We start from the raw sequence: 17,817 nt of genomic DNA, 5'->3' as shown, positions 1-17,817 counted from the left end.
CGCCTCGGGCCGTGCCCGCCCCAGAAAGGCAGGAACCATCCGATATGGCCTCGTCAACGGCCGACAGCCCTGCCGGACTGTCGCTCGAGCCGCAGAGCAGGCGCGTCGGTGAGAAGGCGATCGTCGCGTGGCTGTTCCTGGCCGCGCTCGCGGCCGTCCTGATCACCATCGCGATCGTCGTCGCGCTCCTCGAGCCGGCGGCCGAGTTCTTCAGGTTCGTCTCGGTCACCGAGTTCTTCTCCACGGCGCGGTGGACACCCACCCAGGCCGACCCCGAGTTCGGCGTGCTGCGTCTCCTGGCCGGTACCGGCGCGGCGGTGCTCTACTCGTGCATCATCGCCCTGCCCGCCGGGCTGGGCGCCGCGATCTACATGAACGAGTACGCGAGCTTTCGGGTGCGCCAGGTGCTCAAGCCGCTGCTGGAGATCCTGGAGGGGATCCCCACCGTCGTCTACGGCTTCTTCGCCGTGGCCTTCGTCGCCCCGCTGATGAAGGACAACTGGTGGACCTGGCTGCCCGGGCAGCTCGGCGAGGAGCCGGGCACCCAGTTCATCCTGGCGGCAGGCGTGGTGCTCGGCATCATGATCATCCCCACGGTGGCCTCGGTGTCGCAGGACGCGATGGCCGCCATCCCGCGCGGGCTGCGCGAGGCGGCCTACGGCCTGGGCAGCACCCGGATGCAGGTCGCGACCCGCGTCGTGGTCCCCGGGGCGCTGTCGGGCATCGTCGCCTCCTTCGTGCTGGGGCTGTCCCGCGCCATCGGCGAGACCATCGTCGTGCTCCTGGCGGCCGGGGCCATGGCGAACCTGTCGATCCTGCCCAACGACCCCGTGTTCACGATGACGGCCTTCATCGGGCGCACGTCCACCGGGGAGATCGCCTACGGCACGACGACGTACTACTCGATCTTCGCCGTGGGCGCCCTGCTGTTCGTGGTCACCCTGGTCGTCAACCTGATCAGCATCGCCCTGGTCCGCAAGTTCCGAGAGGTCTACGAATGAGCCACCAGTCAGTACGCACCCGGACCGCGGTCCAGGCGGTGCGCGACAGCTCGCTCCGCCTGGAGAAGCGCGGGGTCGACGTCGCGGGCGAACTGTTCCGGGCGGTCCTGCTGCTGTGCATCGTGCTGGGCGTCCTCATGCTGGCGACGCTGCTGGCGTACGTCACGTGGCGCGGGTGGCCCCGGCTGGACCTGAACCTGTTCACCCAGATGCCGTCCAGCATCGACCTGACCACGGCCGGCTTCCTGCCCGCCATCGTGGGCACGATCTGGATCATGCTCGGCGTCCTCGTCACCGTGGTCCCCCTGGGCGTGAGCGCGGCCCTGTACCTGGAGGAGTACGCCGACACCGAGCGGTGGTGGAACCGGGCCATCGAGGTGTTCATCCAGAACCTCGCCGCCGTGCCGTCGATCGTGTTCGGCATCCTCGGGCTCGCCTTCATCGTGCGTGCTCCCCTCGCGCTCGGGCCCGTCGCGTTCGCGGGCTCGCTCACCCTGACGATGCTGGTGCTGCCGACGGTGATCATCGCCTCGCGCGAGGCGATCCGGGCCGTCCCCAGCACCCTGCGGCAGGCGTCCATGGCGCTGGGCGCGAGCAAGTGGCAGACCGTGTGGCGCCAGGTGATCCCCGGAGCGGTGCCCGGGATCCTCACCGGCACCATCCTGTCGATGTCCCGGGCGATCGGCGAGACCGCCCCGCTGCTCCTGGTCGGGGCGACGACCTTCGTCCAGTTCCTCCCGGAGGGGCCGCTCGAGGGCCGCTACACGGCCATCCCCGTCCAGATCTTCCAGTGGGTCGTCCGCCCGCAGGAGGAGTTCCGCGTGCTCGCCGCCGCGGGCTGCCTCGTGCTGGTCGTGCTGCTGCTCCTGATGAACTCCGTCGCCATCTGGCTCCGGGCGCGATTCTCGCGCGAATCGTGAGCCGGGCCCCAGAAAGAGGTTTCCCATGCCTGACCTGACCGAACGCCACAGCCCGGTGCCCGAGACGCACCACACCACCCGGGACGACGCCATGGCAGCGCTACCGCGGGATCCCGTGTTCGTCACCGACAAGCTCAACGTCTACTACGGCGACTTCCACGCCGTGACCGACGTCGACCTGTCGTTCGGCAAGAACGAGATCACCGCGCTGATCGGCCCGTCCGGGTGCGGCAAGTCGACGGTGCTGCGGTGCCTCAACCGGATGAACGACCTGATTCCCACCGCCCGGGTGGCGGGCACGGTGAGCTACCACGGCCTGGACATCTACGGCGAGCGGGTCGACCCGATCGAGGTGCGCCGCCGGATCGGCATGGTGTTCCAGAAGCCGAACCCGTTCCCCAAGTCGATCTACGACAACGTCGCCTACGGTCCGAGGGTCACGGGCATGAAGGTCGAGAACATGGACGACCTCGTGGAGAGCGCGCTGACCGGCGCGGCGCTCTGGGACGAGGTCAAGGACAAGCTCAAGCAGAACGCCAACGGCCTGTCCGGCGGGCAGCAGCAGCGCCTGTGCATCGCGCGAGCCATCGCCACCATGCCCGACGTCGTCCTCATGGATGAGCCGTGCTCGGCCCTCGACCCGATCGCCACGCTGAAGATCGAGGAACTGATGGCCGAGCTGCGCAACAACTACACGATCATCATCGTGACGCACAACATGCAGCAGGCGGCGCGCGTCTCGGACCGCACGGCCTTCTTCAGCGTGCAGCAGAAGAGCGAGACCGGTGACCGGACGGGCGCCCTGGTCGAGTACGACCTGACCACGAAGATCTTCGAGAGCCCGGCCGACCGGCGCACGGAGGACTACATCTCGGGCCGGTTCGGCTGACGGGGAGCCCCATGGTCGCCATCGTGCCGGAACGCGGGCCCGGCGTCGTGCCCCGCCGCCTCCAGGAGCGGCGCGGGTTCGACGAGGGCACCGTCGTGCTGGTCGACCCCGGCATGGACGGCGAGCCGGCGCTCACGGCACGGCTCCGGGAGCGCGACGTGGCCCTGCACGTCTACACGGACGTGCTGCGGGCCCTCGCGCGCCTGGGTGCAGGCGACGTGGACATGCTCGTGCTGTCCGCCGGGCTCGGCACGGAACTGCTGGTGATGGTCGTCGGCGCGGCCCGGGAAGAGCTCGACATCCCCGTCGTCGTCGCCCATGGCCCCGGGGAGACGGACGCGATCGGGCCGGCGGTCCTCGCGGGGGCGCGGCCGCTGCTCACCCGGCCCTACGCGGCAGACGCGGTGGTGGCGGCGCTCCACGAGGTCCGGCCCGTGCCGCCGCCCCCGCCGGTGGTGCACGTGGGCCCGCTGCGGCTGGACGCCTCGACCCTGGACGTGCATCTGCACGGGCACGGTCTGGACCTGAGCGCGCTCGAGTTCGCCCTGCTGCACGGGCTCGCCGTCCGGACCGACCACGTGGTGCCGCACGAGAGCCTCCGGCGCCGGCTGGCGCCCGGCTCGTCCGACCCGGAGGCCGTCCTGGTCGCCGCGGTCTCCCGGCTGCGCCGCAAGCTCGAGCGCTACGGGATCGACGGTGCCGTGCACACCGTGCGCGGCGTGGGGTACCGGCTGGACTCGGACGTGATCGCCGCCGCGGTCGAACCGTCCTCAGAATGATAGATGGCAGTCTATGTGATTTCCGACGCCGAGAGCTCGTCCAGCAGCGTACGGACGCGCTCCGTGATGTCGTCGGCGATCCGGCGCACCTCGGCGGGTGAGCGTCCGGCGGGATCGTCGAGCGGCCAGTCGAGATAGCGCCGTCCGGGCAGCACCGGGCAGGCGTCTCCGCAGCCCATCGTGACCACCACGCCCGACGCGCGCACCACCTCGTCCGTCAGGGGCCGGGGCAGCTCGGCGAGCCCGCCCAGGCCGCGCCGGTCGAGCTCCGCCCGGACGCCCGGGTCCAGCGGGCCGGACGATGCGGTGCCGGCCGTGCGGACGAGCACCCTGTCGCCGGCCAGGGAGCGCAGGACGGCGCCCGCGATCTGCGATCGCCCGGCGTTCTGGGAGCACACGAACAGCACGTTGACCTGCGCGGCGAAGACGGACGAGAGCAGCCGGCCGTCCCGGGGCGCGCCGTCGCCCAACGGGGTGGCGAGCGCCGTCAGGCGGTCGGCGGTGAACCGGGCCGTGAGCGCGGGCAGGAACCGCTGCACCGAGGCCCGGGAGGCCAGGAGCGCGTAGCTCTCGGTGACGAACCGCGCCACGGTCTCCCGGCCGAACACGTCGGCGAACCGATCGGTGAGCTCGTCGACGATCCGGTCGAGCAGGGGCTGGTGGTCGCCCGGGTCCGTGGCCGGGACGGCGGCGCCGCGCGGCGGGGTGCCGATCGCGGCACCGCCGAAACGCACGATCGCGTCGGGGGTGGGGCGGTAGCCGGGGGCGTCCGGGTCGCCGACCCGGACCAGCAGCCAGACGTCGGCCATCACTTCGAGATGGTGGACGACGTCGCCCACGGGACCGCCCGGTCCGGCGAGCTGCGCCGCGGTGGGCTGCCCGGACGGGTCGGTGAGCGCGAGCGCGAGCAGGCGCAGCCGGTCGGGTTCGGCCATCACCGCGGTCTGCGCGGCGAGCAGGTCGAGGTCGGTCACACGCCCTCCTTGGTCGTGAGCACGATCGGGGAACCGCCCGGCCTCGGGTGCGCCGCGGTCAGCGCAGCAGGTCCGCGATGGCGTCGAGGCGAGCCGGCACGATGGCGTACCAGACCTCGCGTCCCACCGGGTCGCGGGAGAGGATGCCGGCCTCGTTCATCACCTTGAGATGGTGGGACACGGTGGGCTGGCGCAGCCCCAGGGCCCGGGTCAGGTCGGCGACCCGGGCGCGTCCCTCCTCGCTGTGGTGGATGAGCGAGAGGAGCTGCAGCCGTGTCGGGTCCGAGACCACGCGGAGGAGCGCCGCGGTGCCCTCGGCCTGCTCCCGGCTCAGGGCGGAGCGGAGGGCCGGCTGGACGCCGCGGTCCGGTTTCGCGCCGGACGACGCGGCCCGGGCGGCGTGGTTGCTCACCCGTGGAGAATATCGTGCGATCCATGATGATCTATCCGTCGTCCGGCTCGGGCGGGGTGCGCGCCGGCCGTGGGGTCAGGGACGTAGCGCGGCGTGGGCCTGGTAGTTCTGGTTGCCGCCGGAGAGGTTGGCGACGTCGGTGAAGCCGAGGTTGCGGAGCACGTTCTGGCCGGCGTTCCCGGTGACGCCCTTGTTGCAGTAGGTGACGGTGGGCAGGGCCGGGTCGAGCTCGGCGGCGCGGGTGCGGAGCTCGGCCAGCGGGATGTGCACGGAGTCGGGGACGGCCGACCTGGCGCGGTCCTTGGCGGAGCGCACGTCCACGACCTGGATCTGCTCCCCGTCGTGGCGGCGCCGGTCGAGTTCGGCGGGCGTGATCAGCGGCGCCTGGCCGTGGATGGCGTTCGTGAGGGCCATCCCGGTGTAGTGCACCGGGTCCTTGGTGGTGGCGTAGGTGGGGGAGTAGGCCAGGTCGAGGTGGAACAGGTCGGCGACATCGGCGCCGAACGTGATGGCCGTGGCCAGGATGTCGATCCGCTTGTCCGCCCCGGACGCCCCGATCGCCTGCGCGCCCAGGAGCCGGCCCGAGGCGCGGTCGGCGACCGCCTTGATCACGAGCGGCCGCCCGCCGAGGTACTCGGGACGGTCGGGCTTGATGTTGTGCAGCACCTCGACGTCGTACCCGGCGGCACCGGCCTGCTGCTCGGTCAGGCCGGTCTGCGCGACGCCGAGGTCGAACACCCGGACCACCGACGTGCCGAGGATGCCGCGATGTTCCAGCGTGCCTCCGGTCATCGCGTCGCCGGCGATCCGGCCGGTCTTGTTCGCCGTGGAGCCCAGCGGCACCCAGACGGGGTCTCCCGTGACCACGTGGAAGGACTCCGCGACGTCCCCGACCGCCCAGACGTGCTCCACGCTGGTGCGCTGGCGCCGGTCGACGGCGATCGCGCCCGTGGGGCCGAGCTCGGCCCCGGCCTGGCGCGCCAGCTCCGTGTTCGGGCGCACGCCCACCGAGGCGATCACCAGGTCGGCGGCCACCTGGTCGGCGGTGCCGTCGCGCCCCTGGAGGTCGGCGCCGGTGACGCCGTCGTCGTCGGCGCGGACGCCGGCCACCGTCGTGGACAGCCGCAGGTCGACGCCGTGCCGGCGCAGCTCGGCGTCCACGCGGGCCGACATGTCCGGGTCCATCCGGGGCATCGCGTGCTCGGCCGTCTCGACCACGGTGACCTCCAGGCCGCGGGAGGTGAGCTGCTCGGTCATCTCGAGGCCGATGTACCCGGCGCCGACGACCAGGGCCCGGCGCGCGCCCCTTTCGGTGATCCAGGCGTCGATCGCCCGCGCGTCCGACGGCGTGCGCACGGGGAAGACGCCGGGTGCGTCGATGCCGTCGATCGGCGGGACGACGGGGCGCACGCCCGTGGCGAGCACGAGCTCGTCGTAGTCGTCCTCGAAGGTGCGGCCCGTGGTCGGCTCCCGTACCGTCACCGTGCGGGCCGCGGCGTCGACCGCGACGACCTCGTGCCCGGTGCGCACCTCGACGCCGTACCGCGCCGCGAACCAGGCGGGGTCCCGCGGCGTGAGCCGGTCGACGCTCTCGACCTCCCCGCCCACGAAGTACGGCAGGCCGCAGCCCGAGTAGGAGATGTCGTGATCGCGCTCGTACACCGTGATGCGGGCCGACTCGGTGTTGCGGCGGGCCTTGGCGGCCGCCGACGTCCCGGCCGCGACCGAGCCGACGACGACGATCCGGAGCGCCCGCTCCTCGTGCACGGGGTTCTCCGTCATCGCCAGGACCTCCGTCGCCGGGAGACGTACTGCCGCCGGGAGGCATGCTGCATCGACATGGCTCTATATTGACAGTCGTCGATGCAGAACGCAACAGCATGCCGGGCGGTCCGTGTGCCGCCGCGGCCGGCCCGTCCTCGGCCAGGGATTCAGGCACGGGTTCAGGGCAGCCCGATCGCGGCCAGGACCGTCGCGGCGCCCGAGGCGATCGTCCGCACGTGGTTCCAGGCGGTCCAGGGGCGGTAGTAGTCGTGCCAGGCCGCGGCCTTGTCGGTGGCGGCCAGGAGCCGGTTGTTCATCGGCACGTTGCGCACGGCGGTGACACCGAATGCGCCCACCAGGTAGACCGCGGCCGCGGCGAGGACCCAGCCCGCTCCGCCGTCGTCGATGACGAGGCCGTAGACGGCGGTGACCGCGGCCACGACGAGCGCCCCGAAGAACAGACTCATGAACGCGGGGCGGACGGCGGTGTCGTTGATCCCGGTCATCGACTCGCCCGCGGCCTGGTCCCCGGCCCGGTCGAGGCCGCTCATGACGAACGACGAGAAGGCGTAGAAGACCCCGGCCGACATCCCGAGCAGGGTCACGGACGCGACGGTGAGCACCGTGTACATGGGCGTCACGCTATTGGCGTGCGTCGTCCGCCGCAATGGTCAGGGGGCGGACCGCCGCGGCGAGCAGGACGCAGCCCGCCGCGACGAGGACGCCGTGCGCGATCCGGATCTCCGGACCGCCGTAGAACTGGGGGAGGAGGAGCAGCAGGCCGAGCGCGAGCGGGAGGCCGGCCCACCGCGGCCAGGTGCGGCCCCCGGCACCCGCGCGGACGAGCGCGACGGCGGCGAGGATCCCGGCCGCGGCGAGCAGCAGCAGGCCCGCGCCGAAGACGGCCACGGCCATGGGCTGCATGCGCAGCGTCTCGACGTCGGCCAGCATGGGGCCGAACTCGGCGGACGGGAGGGCCGCTTCGGCGATGGTCCGGATGCCGAAGATCTCGGCGCCGAAGTAGAGCGACGAGAGCCCGGCGCCGATCCACGCGGTCACGAGCGCCCACGTGGTCGCGGCGGTGCCGGCGGCCCCCGCGAGGACGCCGCGCAGGCCGAGGAACGCGGGCGCCAGGAGTCCGAGCCCGAGGATCCCGCTCAGGTGGGAGACGACCCAGCGGTCGGCGGCGAAGGCGGCCGCGAGCTCGGCGGTGGCGGTGGTCTCGTCGGGCCAGGGACGCAGGACGGGGAACAAGAGGAAGGCGAGGCCGGCCGCGAGGAAGGCGGCCTGGGTCCAGCGGGAGGCGGTCATCGGGGACTCCTTGGGGGTGAGGACTCGTGGTCGTTCCGGGCGAGGGCCTCGATGCCCGCGACGAGCATGGTGACGAGCGTGTCGAAGCTCTGGTCGACGTCGTGGCGCATCCGGAACCCGCCGCCGAGCTCCAGCGTCACGAAGCCGTGCACGCTGGAGCGGGCCGCGCGGATCGCGTCGATGAGGCGCTCCTCGGGCAGGCCGAAGCCCTGGAGCACGGCGGCGACGACCTGGACGCTCTCCGCGCCGGCCTCGTTCAACCGGGCGTCGGCGGGGTCGTCGGGGTCGGCGCCGATCTGGGTGGCGGCGTACCGGCCGGGATGTTCGACGGCGTAGCGGCGCCAGGCGTGCGCGAGTGCGCGGAGCGCGTCGGCTCCCGCGCGGCCGACGGTCGCCGCCGTCCCGGCCGCGGTGAGCTCCCGGACGGCGATCACGGCGACCTCGCGCCGCAGGGCCGCGAGGGATCCCACGTGCTTGTAGAGGCTGGGCGGCGCGACGCCGGCCTCGGCGGCGACCTTCGCCAGGGTGAGGTCGGTGAACCCGCGCGGGCCGCCCGCGTCGACGACCTCGCACGCGAGTCGGACCACGGCGTTGTGCGAGAGGCCGGCCCTAGGCACCGTGCCCGCCGTTCCGCGCGGACCGTTCGGGCTGTTCGGGAGTGTCGGCGAGCCGCGCGAGGAACCGCAGCACGGCGGGCGCGACGACGTCGGGGGCCTGGTGCTGCGGGTAGTGCCCGGCCTCGGGGACGAGCAGTCCGTCCGCGCCGAGCGCGGCCGTCATCCGGTCGAGCTCGGCCGCGGGGTCGGGGTAGTCGGGGTCGAGCTCGCCGACGACGACGAGCGCCGGGGCGACGACCTCGTCCAGGCGCGCCTCGACGACCGAGTGGTCCAGGGCCACCGCCAGGTGCCGGAACGACCGCAGGTGCCCGGGCTCGCGCATGGCCGCGCGCACGGCCGCGACGTGCTCGGCGTGCCGCGGCGAGCGGCGCCCCTTCGAGATCGACGAGTAGTAGGACGCCCAGGCCGCCGCCCCCCACGGCCCGGCGAAGAGCACACGGTAGAGCGTCCGCAGCAGCCGCTGCGTGGCGGGTCCGACGGTCTCGCGGAGGAACGGGCTGATCAGGACCAGGCCGCGCACGAGGTCGGGTCGCTCGGCGGCGGCCCACACGGCGGCCGAGGCTCCCATGGAGTTGCCGAGCAGCACGGCGGGTCCGGCGCCGAGGTGCTCGACCAGGGCGAGGAGGTCGTCGCCGGTCGCGTCGTCGCCGTGGGTGCGGAACGTGGTGTCGGAGTCGCCGTGACCACGCAGGTCGGCGACGACGACCCGGTACCCGGCGCCGATGAGCGCGGGGACGACGTCGTCGTAGGCGGAGCGGAGGTCGCCCATGCCGGGGACGGCCACGACGAGGGGCCCGGTGCCGGAGTCGGTGTAGGCGACGGCGCCCTCAGGGCGCCGGAGGAAACTTACGCTCGTGTCCATAGCTGTAAAGCTACGCGCATTAGCCAGGATGGCGCAAGGGGTACTCGCGATCCGTTCCGTCGCTGCGCAAGGGTTGCCGCCGACGTGGTCGGCGGCTTGTCGCAGGGTCGGCCCGATGTCGTGAGGTCGGTCCCCCGAGCGGCCGACCATGCGACATCGGACCGACCATGCGGCGTCGGGCCTATACGCGCGACGGGTCGAGCAGGTGGGCCGCGTTGCCCGTCACGCCCGGGGCGATGTCGGGGCGGAGCGCGTAGTCCGGGCCGTAGTCGCCGCCCGCGAGGGTGCGGTAGGGGATCGGCCCCTCGGTGTCCGCCCCGTGGACGCGCTCCACCAGCCGCTCCACCTCTCGCTCGAACTGCCCGCCGGGCCAGTGGTGCACGCTGCTGAGGAGGTGGGCGGGCAGCGGCGCGGTGCCGGTGTAGTGGAACGTGCCGTGCAGCAGTGGCCAGAGCACGTCGTCGATGTGGCCGCTGATGCCGCGGGGACCCAGCGCCCCGGTCCGGTCGCCCGCGCTGACGACCGCGAGCCCGCGCCGGCCGGCCAGGCCGCCGTCGCCGTACTTGCGCACGTGCCCGCTGGCGGGGTCCACGACGCCGAAGGCGAAGCCGTTGACCAGCGTGCGGTCGATCCAGCCCTTGAGGATCGCCGGGAAGCCGTACCACCACAGCGGGAACTGCAGCACGATGAGCTCGGCGGCCCGGATCTTGGCCTGCTCGGCGCGGATGTCGGGCGCCAGGCGTCCCTCCTCGTGACCGGTGCGCTGCCAGTCCGAGACCGGCGTGCCCGGCTCGGGCGGATCGCCGAGCAGGTCCGCGGCGCTCAGCACGGGATCGAACCCCATCCGGTACAGGTCCGACTCGACGACGTCGTGCCCGAGCTCACGCAGCCGCGGCACGACGGCGTCCCGCAGCTGCCCGTTGAGCGAGGCGGGGTCGGGATGGGCGAGGACCCAGAGGATGCGCACGGCGAGTCTCCTTCACGTGGTGGCCGGTCGGGTGCGTCCAGCGTCGCGCCGCGCTACGGTGGTGGCAAGTACGCACATTGCCGTCCAGTAGTGACGGAATGGATAGCGTGGAGGTCAGAGGGTCAAGGAGGGGAGCGGGCCATGCGGGAACCTGTCCGCCGCGCCGCGGAGGCGTGCCCGGTGGAGGTGGCGATCGCCGTCGTCGGCGGGTCGTGGAAGATGACCGTGGTCAAGCACCTGCTCGGCGGCCCGCTGCGGTTCAACGCCCTGAACCGCGCGGTCGGCCCGGTGACGCCCCGCGTCCTGACCCGCCAGCTGCGCGACCTGGAGGCCGACGGCGTCGTGCACCGCGAGGTGTACCCGGAGGTGCCGCCGCGGGTGGAGTACTCCCTCACCCCGCTGGGCGAGTCCCTCGCCGGCCTGGTCGAGAGCCTGAACACCTGGGGCGAGGCCTACGCGGACCGCCTCGCGGCGGCTTCCTCGTCGTAGCTGTCGATCGGGGTGTCGCTCGATCGTCACCACGGTGTCCACGCAGTCGCACGACATCGGAAGGAACGACATCATGCGCTACACCATCCTGTTGCACTACGCGGAGATGACGCCCGAGGACATCGGCGCCGAGGGCTGGAGCGAGGGCCAGGCGGCCTTCGACGCGTACGCCAAGGCGCTCGACGGCGCGGGCGTGCTGCTGTCCGCCGAGGTGCTGCAGCCGTCGTCGGCCACCACCACCGTGACGGTGCGCGACGGCGAGCTGCGCGTCCAGGACGGCCCCTTCGCCGACACGAAGGAGCAGCTCGGCGGCACGTTCGTGATCGACGTGCCGGACCTGGACGCGGCGATCGCCTGGGCGGCCAAGGCGCCCTCGGTCCAGTGGGGCACCGTGGAGGTGCGGCCCTCGGCGACGCACTTCGCGGACGGAGCCTGGACCACCGCGGGAGGCCAGGGGTGACGTCCCCCTCCGCCGACGAGGCGCGGGCCGCTGCCGACACGGCGGCCCGCGCCTCGTACGGCCGCCTGCTCGCGCTGCTCGCGGCGCGCGACGGCGACATCTCCCGCGCCGAGGACGCCCTCGCCGACGCGTTCGAGCGTGCCCTCGCCACGTGGGCCGACGACGGCGTCCCGCGCAACCCGGACGCCTGGCTCCTGACCGTGGCCCGCAACCGGCTGCGCGACCTGTACAAGGCGGCGTCCTTCAAGGACGCACCGCTGCCCGACGGCGGTGCCGGCGACGACACACCCTCCGCCGCCGAGCCGGCCGTCGGCCCCGAGGAACCCGACCCGGGAGAGATCGGCGACCGGCGCCTCGAGCTGATGTTCGTCTGCGCGCACCCGGCCGTGGAGGCCGGGATCCGCACCCCGCTCATGCTCCAGACCGTGCTCGGAGTCGAGGCCCGCGACATCGCGCGGGCGTTCGCCGTGCCCGCCCCCACCATGGCGCAGCGCCTCGTACGGGCCAAGCGACGCATCCGCGACGCGCGCATCCCGTTCCGCGTCCCCGACCGCGAGGAGACCCCCGACCGCCTCCCGCCCGTGCTGGAGGCCGTCTACGGCGCGTACGCGATCGACTGGCGCGGCGCCGCACCCGAGGTGCGCGACTCGCTCACCGGCGAGGCCCTCGTGCTCGCCCTGCTCCTCGCGGACCTCCTGCCCGAGCCCGAACCGCTCGGGCTGGCCGCCCTGCTGTGCTTCTCGGTCGCGCGGTCCGCGGCCAGGGTGCACGACGGCGTGCTGGTTCCCCTCGAGGACCAGGACCCGGCGCTGTGGGACCGGGCGCTGATCGCCCGCGGGGAGGCACTGCTGCGCCGCGCGCTCGCCACCGACGAGCCGCCCGGCAGGTTCCGGCTCGAGGCCGCGATCCAGTCCGCCCACTGCGCCCGCGCCCGCACCGGCGTCACCGACTGGCCTGCCCTGTACACCCTGCACCGCGCCCTGGTCGCGGTGGCGCCGACCCTCGGCAGCCGCGTCGCGCGCGCGGCCGTGCGGGGCCGCGTCGACGGCCCCGCGGCCGGCCTTGCCGAGCTGGTCGCGATTGCGGCGGGGGACCGGGCCGCGGACCGGTTCCAGCCCTGGTGGGCCGTGCGCGCCCACCTGCTCGCGGCGGCGGGCGACCCCGCCGCCGCGGCGGCTTACGACAAGGCCGTCGCCCTCACGACGGACCCGCCGACCCGCACGTTCCTGGAGGCCCGCCGCGCCGCGACCGCGTGACCCGGCCGCTTCTCACCTCCGGCCCGGCCGGGGTGTGAGATCTCCGTGTCGCAGAGGTTACGTCGTCGGATGCCGGGGGAAACCGCCCGGCGGGACCCTACGGGGCAGGCCCGAATCCCGGCCCGCTCCAGCGGGCCCGACCCTCCCGGGAGGCACCGTGCCCTACGTCAAACCAGCCGACCTCGTCACCGCCATGATCGACGCCGGCCGTTCCAAGGTCTTCCTGACCACCCGCGAGACCCTCGTGCGCGCCTTCATGGGCGGCGCGATCCTGGCGCTCGCGGCCGCGTTCGCCGTCACCGTCTCCGTCCGCACCGAGAACCCGCTCGCGGGTGCGATCCTGTTCCCGATCGGGTTCATCCTGCTCTACCTGATGGGCTTCGACCTGCTCACCGGCGTGTTCACGCTGGTCCCGCTCGCGTGGCTGAACCGGGAGCCCGGGGTGACCTGGCCGGCGATGCTGCGCAACTGGGGCCTGGTGTTCGTCGGGAACTTCGCCGGGGCGTTCCTGGTCGCCGTGCTGATGGCGATCTACTTCACGTACGGCTTCTCGACCGAGCCGGACGCCGTCGGGCAGGCGATCGGCACCATCGGCGAGGGGCGCACCGTCGGCTACGCCGACCACGGCGCCGCCGGGATGCTCACCCTGTTCGTGCGGGGCGTGCTGTGCAACTGGATGGTCTCCACCGGCGTGGCCGCCGCGATGATCAGCAAGAGCGTCATGGGCAAGGCCATCACGATGTGGATGCCCATCATGCTGTTCTTCTACATGGGCTTCGAGCACTCGATCGTGAACATGTTCCTGTTCCCGTCCGGGCTCCTGCTCGGCGGCGACTTCACCGTGGCCGACTACCTGCTGTGGAACGAGATCCCGACGGTCGTGGGCAACCTCGTGGGCGGCTTCACGTTCGTGGGCCTCACGTTGTACCTGGCACACGGCAGGCGGGCCGGGGCCGCGGCGGCGCCGCCGGCGGCCGCCGCGTCGTCGGACTCGGACCGGGAGAAGGAGCTCGTCCACTGATCGTGGGCCAAGGCCGCGCCGGATCGGCCGGGCGCGCGGGAGGGGGAATGGGGTTATTCGCTGGGCGGCGGGACGGTCGTGCCGTTAGGCTCGGGCGGTTTCCCCCTCGTCGTCCTTGTGGAGGTCTCCCGTGTCCGGCGCCGTCTCGGAGAAGGTGGAGCATACGCACGGCGCAGGCCGCGGGCCGGATCCGCGCGAGCCGGGGCGCGCGGAACTGGAGCGGGAGCGCGCGTTCCTCGCGGACGCCCGGGTGAATCTCGCCCTCATGCGCGAGCGCACCGCCCGCCTCGGCCCGGGGATGGCCGGCGACCGGTTCGGGGCCGAGGTGCTGGAGGCGACGCTGGCCCGCCGGCTCGCCCAGCTCGCCGACGACCCCGAGGTGCCGCTGTTCTTCGGCCGCATCGACCACACGGCCGCCTCCGGGGGCGAGACGTTCCACGTCGGGCGCCGTCATGTGTCCGACCCGGCGGGGGACCCGATGGTCGTGGACTGGCGCGCGCCCGTCAGCGTGCCGTTCTACCGGGCGAGCCGGGCCGAGCCCATGGGACTCGCGGCGCGCCGTCGCTACGGCTTCGCTCGCGGCGTCCTGACCGGCTACGAGGACGAGGCGATCACCATGCCGACCGCGACGCCGCCCGGCGAGTCCGCCCCGCCCGGCATCACGAGCCCCGACGCCGACGCCCCCGCCCACAGCACCATCCTCGAGGCCGAGATCGAGCGCCCCCGCACCGGCCCGATGCGCGACATCGTGGCCACGATCCAGCCCGAGCAGGACGTCATCGTGCGTGCCGGGCTGGACCGGACCGTCGTCGTGCAGGGGGCGCCCGGGACGGGGAAGACGGCGGTCGGGCTGCACCGCGCGGCCTATCTGCTGTACGCGCACCGGGAGCAGGTCACGCGGCGGGGGATGCTCGTCGTCGGGCCGAACCGGTCCTTCCTGCGGTACATCCGCGACGTCCTGCCCGCGCTCGGCGAGATCGACGCGACCCAGACGACCGTCCCCGAGCTCGTCGCCGGTCACGGTCGGCTGCGCGGCGACGAGCCCGCCGCGGTCGCGACGCTGAAGGGCGACGCGCGGATGGCGGGCGTGCTGCGCCGGGCCCTGTGGTCGCACCTCGTGGAGCCGTCCGAGCCGCTGGTCCTGCCGCGCGGCTCGCGCCGCTGGCGGGTGGCCGCGCACGCGGCGCGGGAGGCGATGGTGCAGGTGGTCGGGCGCGACCCGCGGTACGACGCCGGCCGCGAGCAGCTCCGGCACACGCTCGCGCACCGCATCCTGCTGCAGATCGAGGCCTCCGGCGACGCGCTGGACGAGACGGCGTGGGACCGGATCGCCCGCACGCCCGCGGTGCGGAATTACGTGGCGGAGCTGTGGCCGGTGGTGACGCCCGCCAAGCTGCTGCACCGCCTGCTGTCCGACGCGGACTTCCTCGCCGCGGCGGCCGGCGACGACCTGACTGCCGCCGAGCGCGAGGCCCTGCTGTGGGATCGCCCACCCCGCACGCCGGGCGCCGCCCGCTGGACGCTCGCGGACCTCGTCCTGCTCGACGAGATCGCCGACCTGCTCGACCGCACCACCCCGCTGGCGCACATCGTCGCCGACGAGGCCCAGGACCTGTCCGCGATGATGCTGCGCGCGCTGGGCCGGCGCGCCCGCACCGGCTCGCTCACGGTGCTGGGCGACCTCGCGCAGGCCACCACGCCCTGGGCGAGCACGTCCTGGACCGAGGCGCTGGAGCACCTCGGCAGGCCGGACGGGCACGTCGAGGAGCTCACCGCCGGGTTCCGGGTGCCCGGCGACGTCATCGACTTCGCGGCGCGCCTCCTGCCCCACGTCGCGCCGGACCTCGCCCCGCCGGTCGCCGTGCGCCGCTCCCGCGGCCGACTCACGCTGACGACGGAGGAACTCGGTCCGATCGTCGCCGGGCTCGCCGGTGCGGAGGGCTCGGTCGGCGTGATCGTGCCCGACGGCGGTCTCGCCGCCGCCCGCGGCGACCTGACCGGGGCGGGGCTGGCATTCGCCGTCGTCGGCGAGGAGCCCGCGGACGACGACGTGCCGCCAGCGGGGCCCGGCGGTGCGGCGGACGACCGCACCGAGTTCGACGCGCACGTCGATCTCGTCCCGGCGTCCCTGGCCAAGGGGCTCGAGTTCGACCACGTCGTCGTCGCCGACCCGGCCGGCATCGTGGCGGGCGAGCCGGACCGTACCACCGGCCTGCGTCGCCTCTACGTCTGCCTCACCCGCGCGGTGACTTCCCTGGTGGTCCGCCACGACGGCACGCTGCCGCCGGAGCTCGGCACCGGGGACTGACCGGCCTCCAGCCCGCCTCAGCCCGCCGCCACCCACCTGTCCTCCGGGTCGCTGAACATGTGTGACTCGATCAGCTCGTGCCGCTGCAGGTACGTCGTCGCCATCGCCTGGATCGTCGCGGCGATCGGCAGCGCCAGGAAGGCGCCGAGCGCGCCGAACACCGCGCCGAACGCCAGCACCACGAGCAGGCTGACCGCGGCGTTCATCTCCAGTGCCCGCTCCGACAGCATGGGCGCCAGCCACAGGTTCTCCACCTGCTGGTAGGCCACCACGAACACCAGCACCGCCCCGGCCTGCCACGCCCCCTGCCCGGTGAGCGCCACCATGACGGGCAGCGCGCCGCCCAGGTAGGCGCCGATGGTCGGCACGAACTGCGAGACGACGCCCACGAACACCGCCAGCGGGAACGCGTACGGCGTGCGCAGGATCAGCAGGAACACGCAGGTCACGATCGTGGAGATGACGGCGAGCACGAGCCGCGTGCCGAGGTAGTCGGACACCTTGCGCTGCACCACGCCCCACAGGTGCAGCACCTCGTCCTGGTGGCCGGTGGGCACCCAGCGGCACACCGCCCGCCGGAACCGAGGGCCGGCCGCGAGCAGGTAGTACGCCACCAGCAGGATGGTGATGCTCCAGAACAACCCGCTCAGCAGGGCGCTGCCGACGACGAGCGCGCTCGCGGCGAGGTCGCTGCCGAACTGGTCGAGGCCCTGCCCGACGAGGTCGTCGCGCTCGGGCAGCGGCAGGTCGACGAACCCGAGGACGAACGTGCGCAGTGTTTCGTAGTACTCGGGCAGGGTCCTGCCGAGCGCCACGACCTGCTGCACGAACAGGTTGCCGAACAGCGCCATGACCGCGCCGATCGCGGTCAGCGACCCGAGCAGGGTGACGGCCGCGGCGGCGGGACGCCTCCAACCGCGCCGCACCAGCCAGACGGTCGCGGGCTCGAGTGCGAGGGACAGGAAGAACGCGATGAGGACCGCCACCCACAGGCTCTCGAGCGCCCCGAGCGCGTGCCAGGCGAAGATCCCGACGAAGACCGCGACGATTCCCATGAGCAGGGCGCGCGGCAGCCACCGGGGCGGACGCGTGGACCCGGCCGACCCGGGCTCGGGCGCGCCCTGTCCGACGACGGTGCCCGTGTCGTCGGGGTCGTCGGTGATCGTGGCGGGGCTCCCTGTCATGGGCGCAACCGTAGCGGCACTGTCGGACACGGGCGGTAGAAGCCCAGGGGGCGTGGTCGGTCGCCTGATGACCGACCCGGCTGCCGCCGTCGTCGGGGCCTTCTTTTGACTCGTTCAAGAAAAGGGGTGAGGATGGGGGCGTGAGCACGACCGAGGGGATGCAGCGGCGGCTGCGCGAGGCGGGTCTGCGCGTGACCCGGCCGCGTGTGGCCGTGCTGGCCGCCGTGGCGGATCATCCGCACGCCGACGCGGGCGAGTTGCTCGCGGCGGCGCGCGAGCAGTTGCCCGACGTGTCCCACCAGGCCGTCTACGACTCGCTGCACACCCTGACCGCCGCCGGGCTGGTGCGCTGCATCCAGCCGTCGGGGGCGACGGCCAGGTACGAGACGCGGGTCGGGGACAACCATCACCACCTCGTGTGCCGGAGCTGCGGTGCGATCGTCGACGTCGACTGCGAGGTCGGCGAGGCCCCGTGCCTGACCCCGGCGGACGACCACGGCTACGCCGTGGACGAGGCGGAGATCGTCTACTGGGGGCTGTGCCCCGAGTGCCGTGCCACGACGACCGAATGAACGGTTTCCTGTACCTGGAAGGAAGTCCCCC

19 protein-coding genes are annotated in these 17,817 nt (G+C 73.4%); 10 read left to right on the top strand and 9 right to left on the bottom strand.

Going from position 1 to position 17,817, the window contains the following annotated elements; all coding sequences use genetic code 11:
• The first annotated feature begins 44 nt into the window (after positions 1-44).
• The 4 genes from pstC to IIE03_RS20980 all read left to right on the top strand — a co-directional run bounded on the left by pstC (position 45) and on the right by IIE03_RS20980 (position 3,589).
• Positions 45-1,001 carry a phosphate ABC transporter permease subunit PstC gene (gene pstC / locus IIE03_RS20995; protein ID WP_192864724.1) on the top strand — a complete coding sequence of 319 codons (957 nt, stop codon included), beginning with the start codon at positions 45-47 and terminating at the stop codon, positions 999-1,001.
• Positions 998-1,921: a phosphate ABC transporter permease PstA gene (gene pstA, locus IIE03_RS20990; protein ID WP_192864723.1), complete on the top strand. Its 924-nt coding sequence runs from the start codon at positions 998-1,000 to the stop codon at positions 1,919-1,921. Before pstC ends, pstA begins: the two co-directional genes overlap by 4 nt.
• A gap of 91 nt (positions 1,922-2,012) precedes the next feature.
• Positions 2,013-2,810, top strand: coding sequence for a phosphate ABC transporter ATP-binding protein PstB (gene pstB, locus IIE03_RS20985; RefSeq protein WP_225998159.1), 798 nt, complete (start codon positions 2,013-2,015; stop codon positions 2,808-2,810).
• A gap of 11 nt (positions 2,811-2,821) precedes the next feature.
• A complete protein-coding gene (locus IIE03_RS20980; RefSeq protein WP_192864721.1) occupies positions 2,822-3,589 on the top strand; it encodes a winged helix-turn-helix domain-containing protein in 768 nt (255 codons plus the stop codon).
• A gap of 11 nt (positions 3,590-3,600) precedes the next feature.
• Here IIE03_RS20980 and IIE03_RS20975 read toward each other — a convergent pair whose 3' ends face one another.
• The 8 genes from IIE03_RS20975 to IIE03_RS20940 form a co-directional block, all read right to left on the bottom strand.
• Positions 3,601-4,563 (bottom strand): arsenate-mycothiol transferase ArsC, encoded by a 963-nt coding sequence (locus IIE03_RS20975; protein WP_318843109.1) that lies wholly within the window; start codon positions 4,561-4,563, stop codon positions 3,601-3,603.
• A gap of 58 nt (positions 4,564-4,621) precedes the next feature.
• Complete coding sequence (locus IIE03_RS20970) at positions 4,622-4,975, bottom strand: ArsR/SmtB family transcription factor (RefSeq protein WP_318843108.1); 354 nt, start codon at positions 4,973-4,975, stop codon at positions 4,622-4,624.
• A 75-nt stretch (positions 4,976-5,050) separates the two neighbouring features.
• On the bottom strand, positions 5,051-6,757 hold the full coding sequence (locus IIE03_RS20965) for an FAD-dependent oxidoreductase (protein WP_192864720.1): 1,707 nt from the start codon (positions 6,755-6,757) through the stop codon (positions 5,051-5,053).
• A 161-nt stretch (positions 6,758-6,918) separates the two neighbouring features.
• Positions 6,919-7,371 (bottom strand): anthrone oxygenase family protein, encoded by a 453-nt coding sequence (locus IIE03_RS20960; protein ID WP_192864719.1) that lies wholly within the window; start codon positions 7,369-7,371, stop codon positions 6,919-6,921.
• Between the two features lie 10 nt (positions 7,372-7,381).
• Positions 7,382-8,050: a hypothetical protein gene (locus IIE03_RS20955; RefSeq protein ID WP_192864718.1), complete on the bottom strand. Its 669-nt coding sequence runs from the start codon at positions 8,048-8,050 to the stop codon at positions 7,382-7,384.
• Positions 8,047-8,667: a TetR/AcrR family transcriptional regulator gene (locus IIE03_RS20950; RefSeq protein ID WP_192864717.1), complete on the bottom strand. Its 621-nt coding sequence runs from the start codon at positions 8,665-8,667 to the stop codon at positions 8,047-8,049. Before IIE03_RS20950 ends, IIE03_RS20955 begins: the two co-directional genes overlap by 4 nt.
• Complete coding sequence (locus IIE03_RS20945; RefSeq protein ID WP_192864716.1) at positions 8,660-9,529, bottom strand: alpha/beta fold hydrolase; 870 nt, start codon at positions 9,527-9,529, stop codon at positions 8,660-8,662. The genes IIE03_RS20950 and IIE03_RS20945 overlap by 8 nt, the downstream gene beginning before the upstream one ends.
• A 181-nt stretch (positions 9,530-9,710) precedes the next feature.
• Positions 9,711-10,496, bottom strand: a complete 786-nt coding sequence (locus IIE03_RS20940; protein ID WP_192864715.1) for an NAD(P)H-dependent oxidoreductase — start codon at positions 10,494-10,496, stop codon at positions 9,711-9,713.
• Positions 10,497-10,637: 141 nt separating this feature from the next.
• Between IIE03_RS20940 and IIE03_RS20935 the strand changes: the two genes are divergently transcribed.
• From IIE03_RS20935 to IIE03_RS20915, 5 genes are all read left to right on the top strand, one after another.
• Entirely contained in the window at positions 10,638-10,985 is a 348-nt protein-coding gene (locus tag IIE03_RS20935; RefSeq protein ID WP_192864714.1) for a winged helix-turn-helix transcriptional regulator, read from the top strand.
• A gap of 73 nt (positions 10,986-11,058) precedes the next feature.
• A complete protein-coding gene (locus IIE03_RS20930) occupies positions 11,059-11,445 on the top strand; it encodes a YciI family protein (RefSeq protein ID WP_192864713.1) in 387 nt (128 codons plus the stop codon).
• Positions 11,442-12,701 (top strand): RNA polymerase sigma factor, encoded by a 1,260-nt coding sequence (locus IIE03_RS20925; RefSeq protein ID WP_192864712.1) that lies wholly within the window; start codon positions 11,442-11,444, stop codon positions 12,699-12,701. The genes IIE03_RS20930 and IIE03_RS20925 overlap by 4 nt, the downstream gene beginning before the upstream one ends.
• Before the next feature lie 157 nt (positions 12,702-12,858).
• Entirely contained in the window at positions 12,859-13,722 is an 864-nt protein-coding gene (locus tag IIE03_RS20920) for a formate/nitrite transporter family protein (protein ID WP_192864711.1), read from the top strand.
• 130 nt (positions 13,723-13,852) lie between these two features.
• The gene (locus IIE03_RS20915; protein ID WP_318843107.1) at positions 13,853-16,030 is read left to right on the top strand and encodes a HelD family protein; all 2,178 of its coding nucleotides are present in this window, start codon (positions 13,853-13,855) and stop codon (positions 16,028-16,030) included.
• A 17-nt stretch (positions 16,031-16,047) separates the two neighbouring features.
• Here IIE03_RS20915 and IIE03_RS20910 read toward each other — a convergent pair whose 3' ends face one another.
• The gene (locus IIE03_RS20910) at positions 16,048-17,214 is read right to left on the bottom strand and encodes an AI-2E family transporter (RefSeq protein WP_225998127.1); all 1,167 of its coding nucleotides are present in this window, start codon (positions 17,212-17,214) and stop codon (positions 16,048-16,050) included.
• 158 nt (positions 17,215-17,372) lie between these two features.
• On the opposite strand from IIE03_RS20910, the gene IIE03_RS20905 reads away from it, so the two are divergent.
• Positions 17,373-17,786, top strand: a complete 414-nt coding sequence (locus tag IIE03_RS20905) for a Fur family transcriptional regulator (protein WP_192865052.1) — start codon at positions 17,373-17,375, stop codon at positions 17,784-17,786.
• The last annotated feature ends 31 nt before the right edge of the window (positions 17,787-17,817 follow it).

Origin of the sequence: Myceligenerans pegani, from assembly GCF_014892515.1 — a bacterium.
Classification (GTDB): Bacteria; Actinomycetota; Actinomycetes; order Actinomycetales; family Cellulomonadaceae; genus Myceligenerans; species Myceligenerans pegani.
Note: the sequence above shows the minus strand (reverse complement) of the source record. Positions and strands in the feature narration are given on the sequence as shown.

What these genes read in the sequence shown, in the direction of transcription:
- IIE03_RS20960 (WP_192864719.1), bottom strand. Translation starts at nt 7,371, where the DNA reads ATGTACACGGTGCTCACCGTCGCGTCCGTGACCCTGCTCGGGATGTCG.
- IIE03_RS20965 (WP_192864720.1), bottom strand. Translation starts at nt 6,757, where the DNA reads ATGACGGAGAACCCCGTGCACGAGGAGCGGGCGCTCCGGATCGTCGTC.
- IIE03_RS20930 (WP_192864713.1), top strand. Translation starts at nt 11,059, where the DNA reads ATGCGCTACACCATCCTGTTGCACTACGCGGAGATGACGCCCGAGGAC.
- IIE03_RS20905 (WP_192865052.1), top strand. Translation starts at nt 17,373, where the DNA reads ATGCAGCGGCGGCTGCGCGAGGCGGGTCTGCGCGTGACCCGGCCGCGT.
- pstA (WP_192864723.1), top strand. Translation starts at nt 998, where the DNA reads ATGAGCCACCAGTCAGTACGCACCCGGACCGCGGTCCAGGCGGTGCGC.
- IIE03_RS20935 (WP_192864714.1), top strand. Translation starts at nt 10,638, where the DNA reads ATGCGGGAACCTGTCCGCCGCGCCGCGGAGGCGTGCCCGGTGGAGGTG.
- IIE03_RS20945 (WP_192864716.1), bottom strand. Translation starts at nt 9,529, where the DNA reads ATGGACACGAGCGTAAGTTTCCTCCGGCGCCCTGAGGGCGCCGTCGCC.
- pstC (WP_192864724.1), top strand. Translation starts at nt 45, where the DNA reads ATGGCCTCGTCAACGGCCGACAGCCCTGCCGGACTGTCGCTCGAGCCG.
- IIE03_RS20910 (WP_225998127.1), bottom strand. Translation starts at nt 17,214, where the DNA reads ATGACAGGGAGCCCCGCCACGATCACCGACGACCCCGACGACACGGGC.
- IIE03_RS20955 (WP_192864718.1), bottom strand. Translation starts at nt 8,050, where the DNA reads ATGACCGCCTCCCGCTGGACCCAGGCCGCCTTCCTCGCGGCCGGCCTC.
- pstB (WP_225998159.1), top strand. Translation starts at nt 2,013, where the DNA reads ATGGCAGCGCTACCGCGGGATCCCGTGTTCGTCACCGACAAGCTCAAC.
- IIE03_RS20980 (WP_192864721.1), top strand. Translation starts at nt 2,822, where the DNA reads ATGGTCGCCATCGTGCCGGAACGCGGGCCCGGCGTCGTGCCCCGCCGC.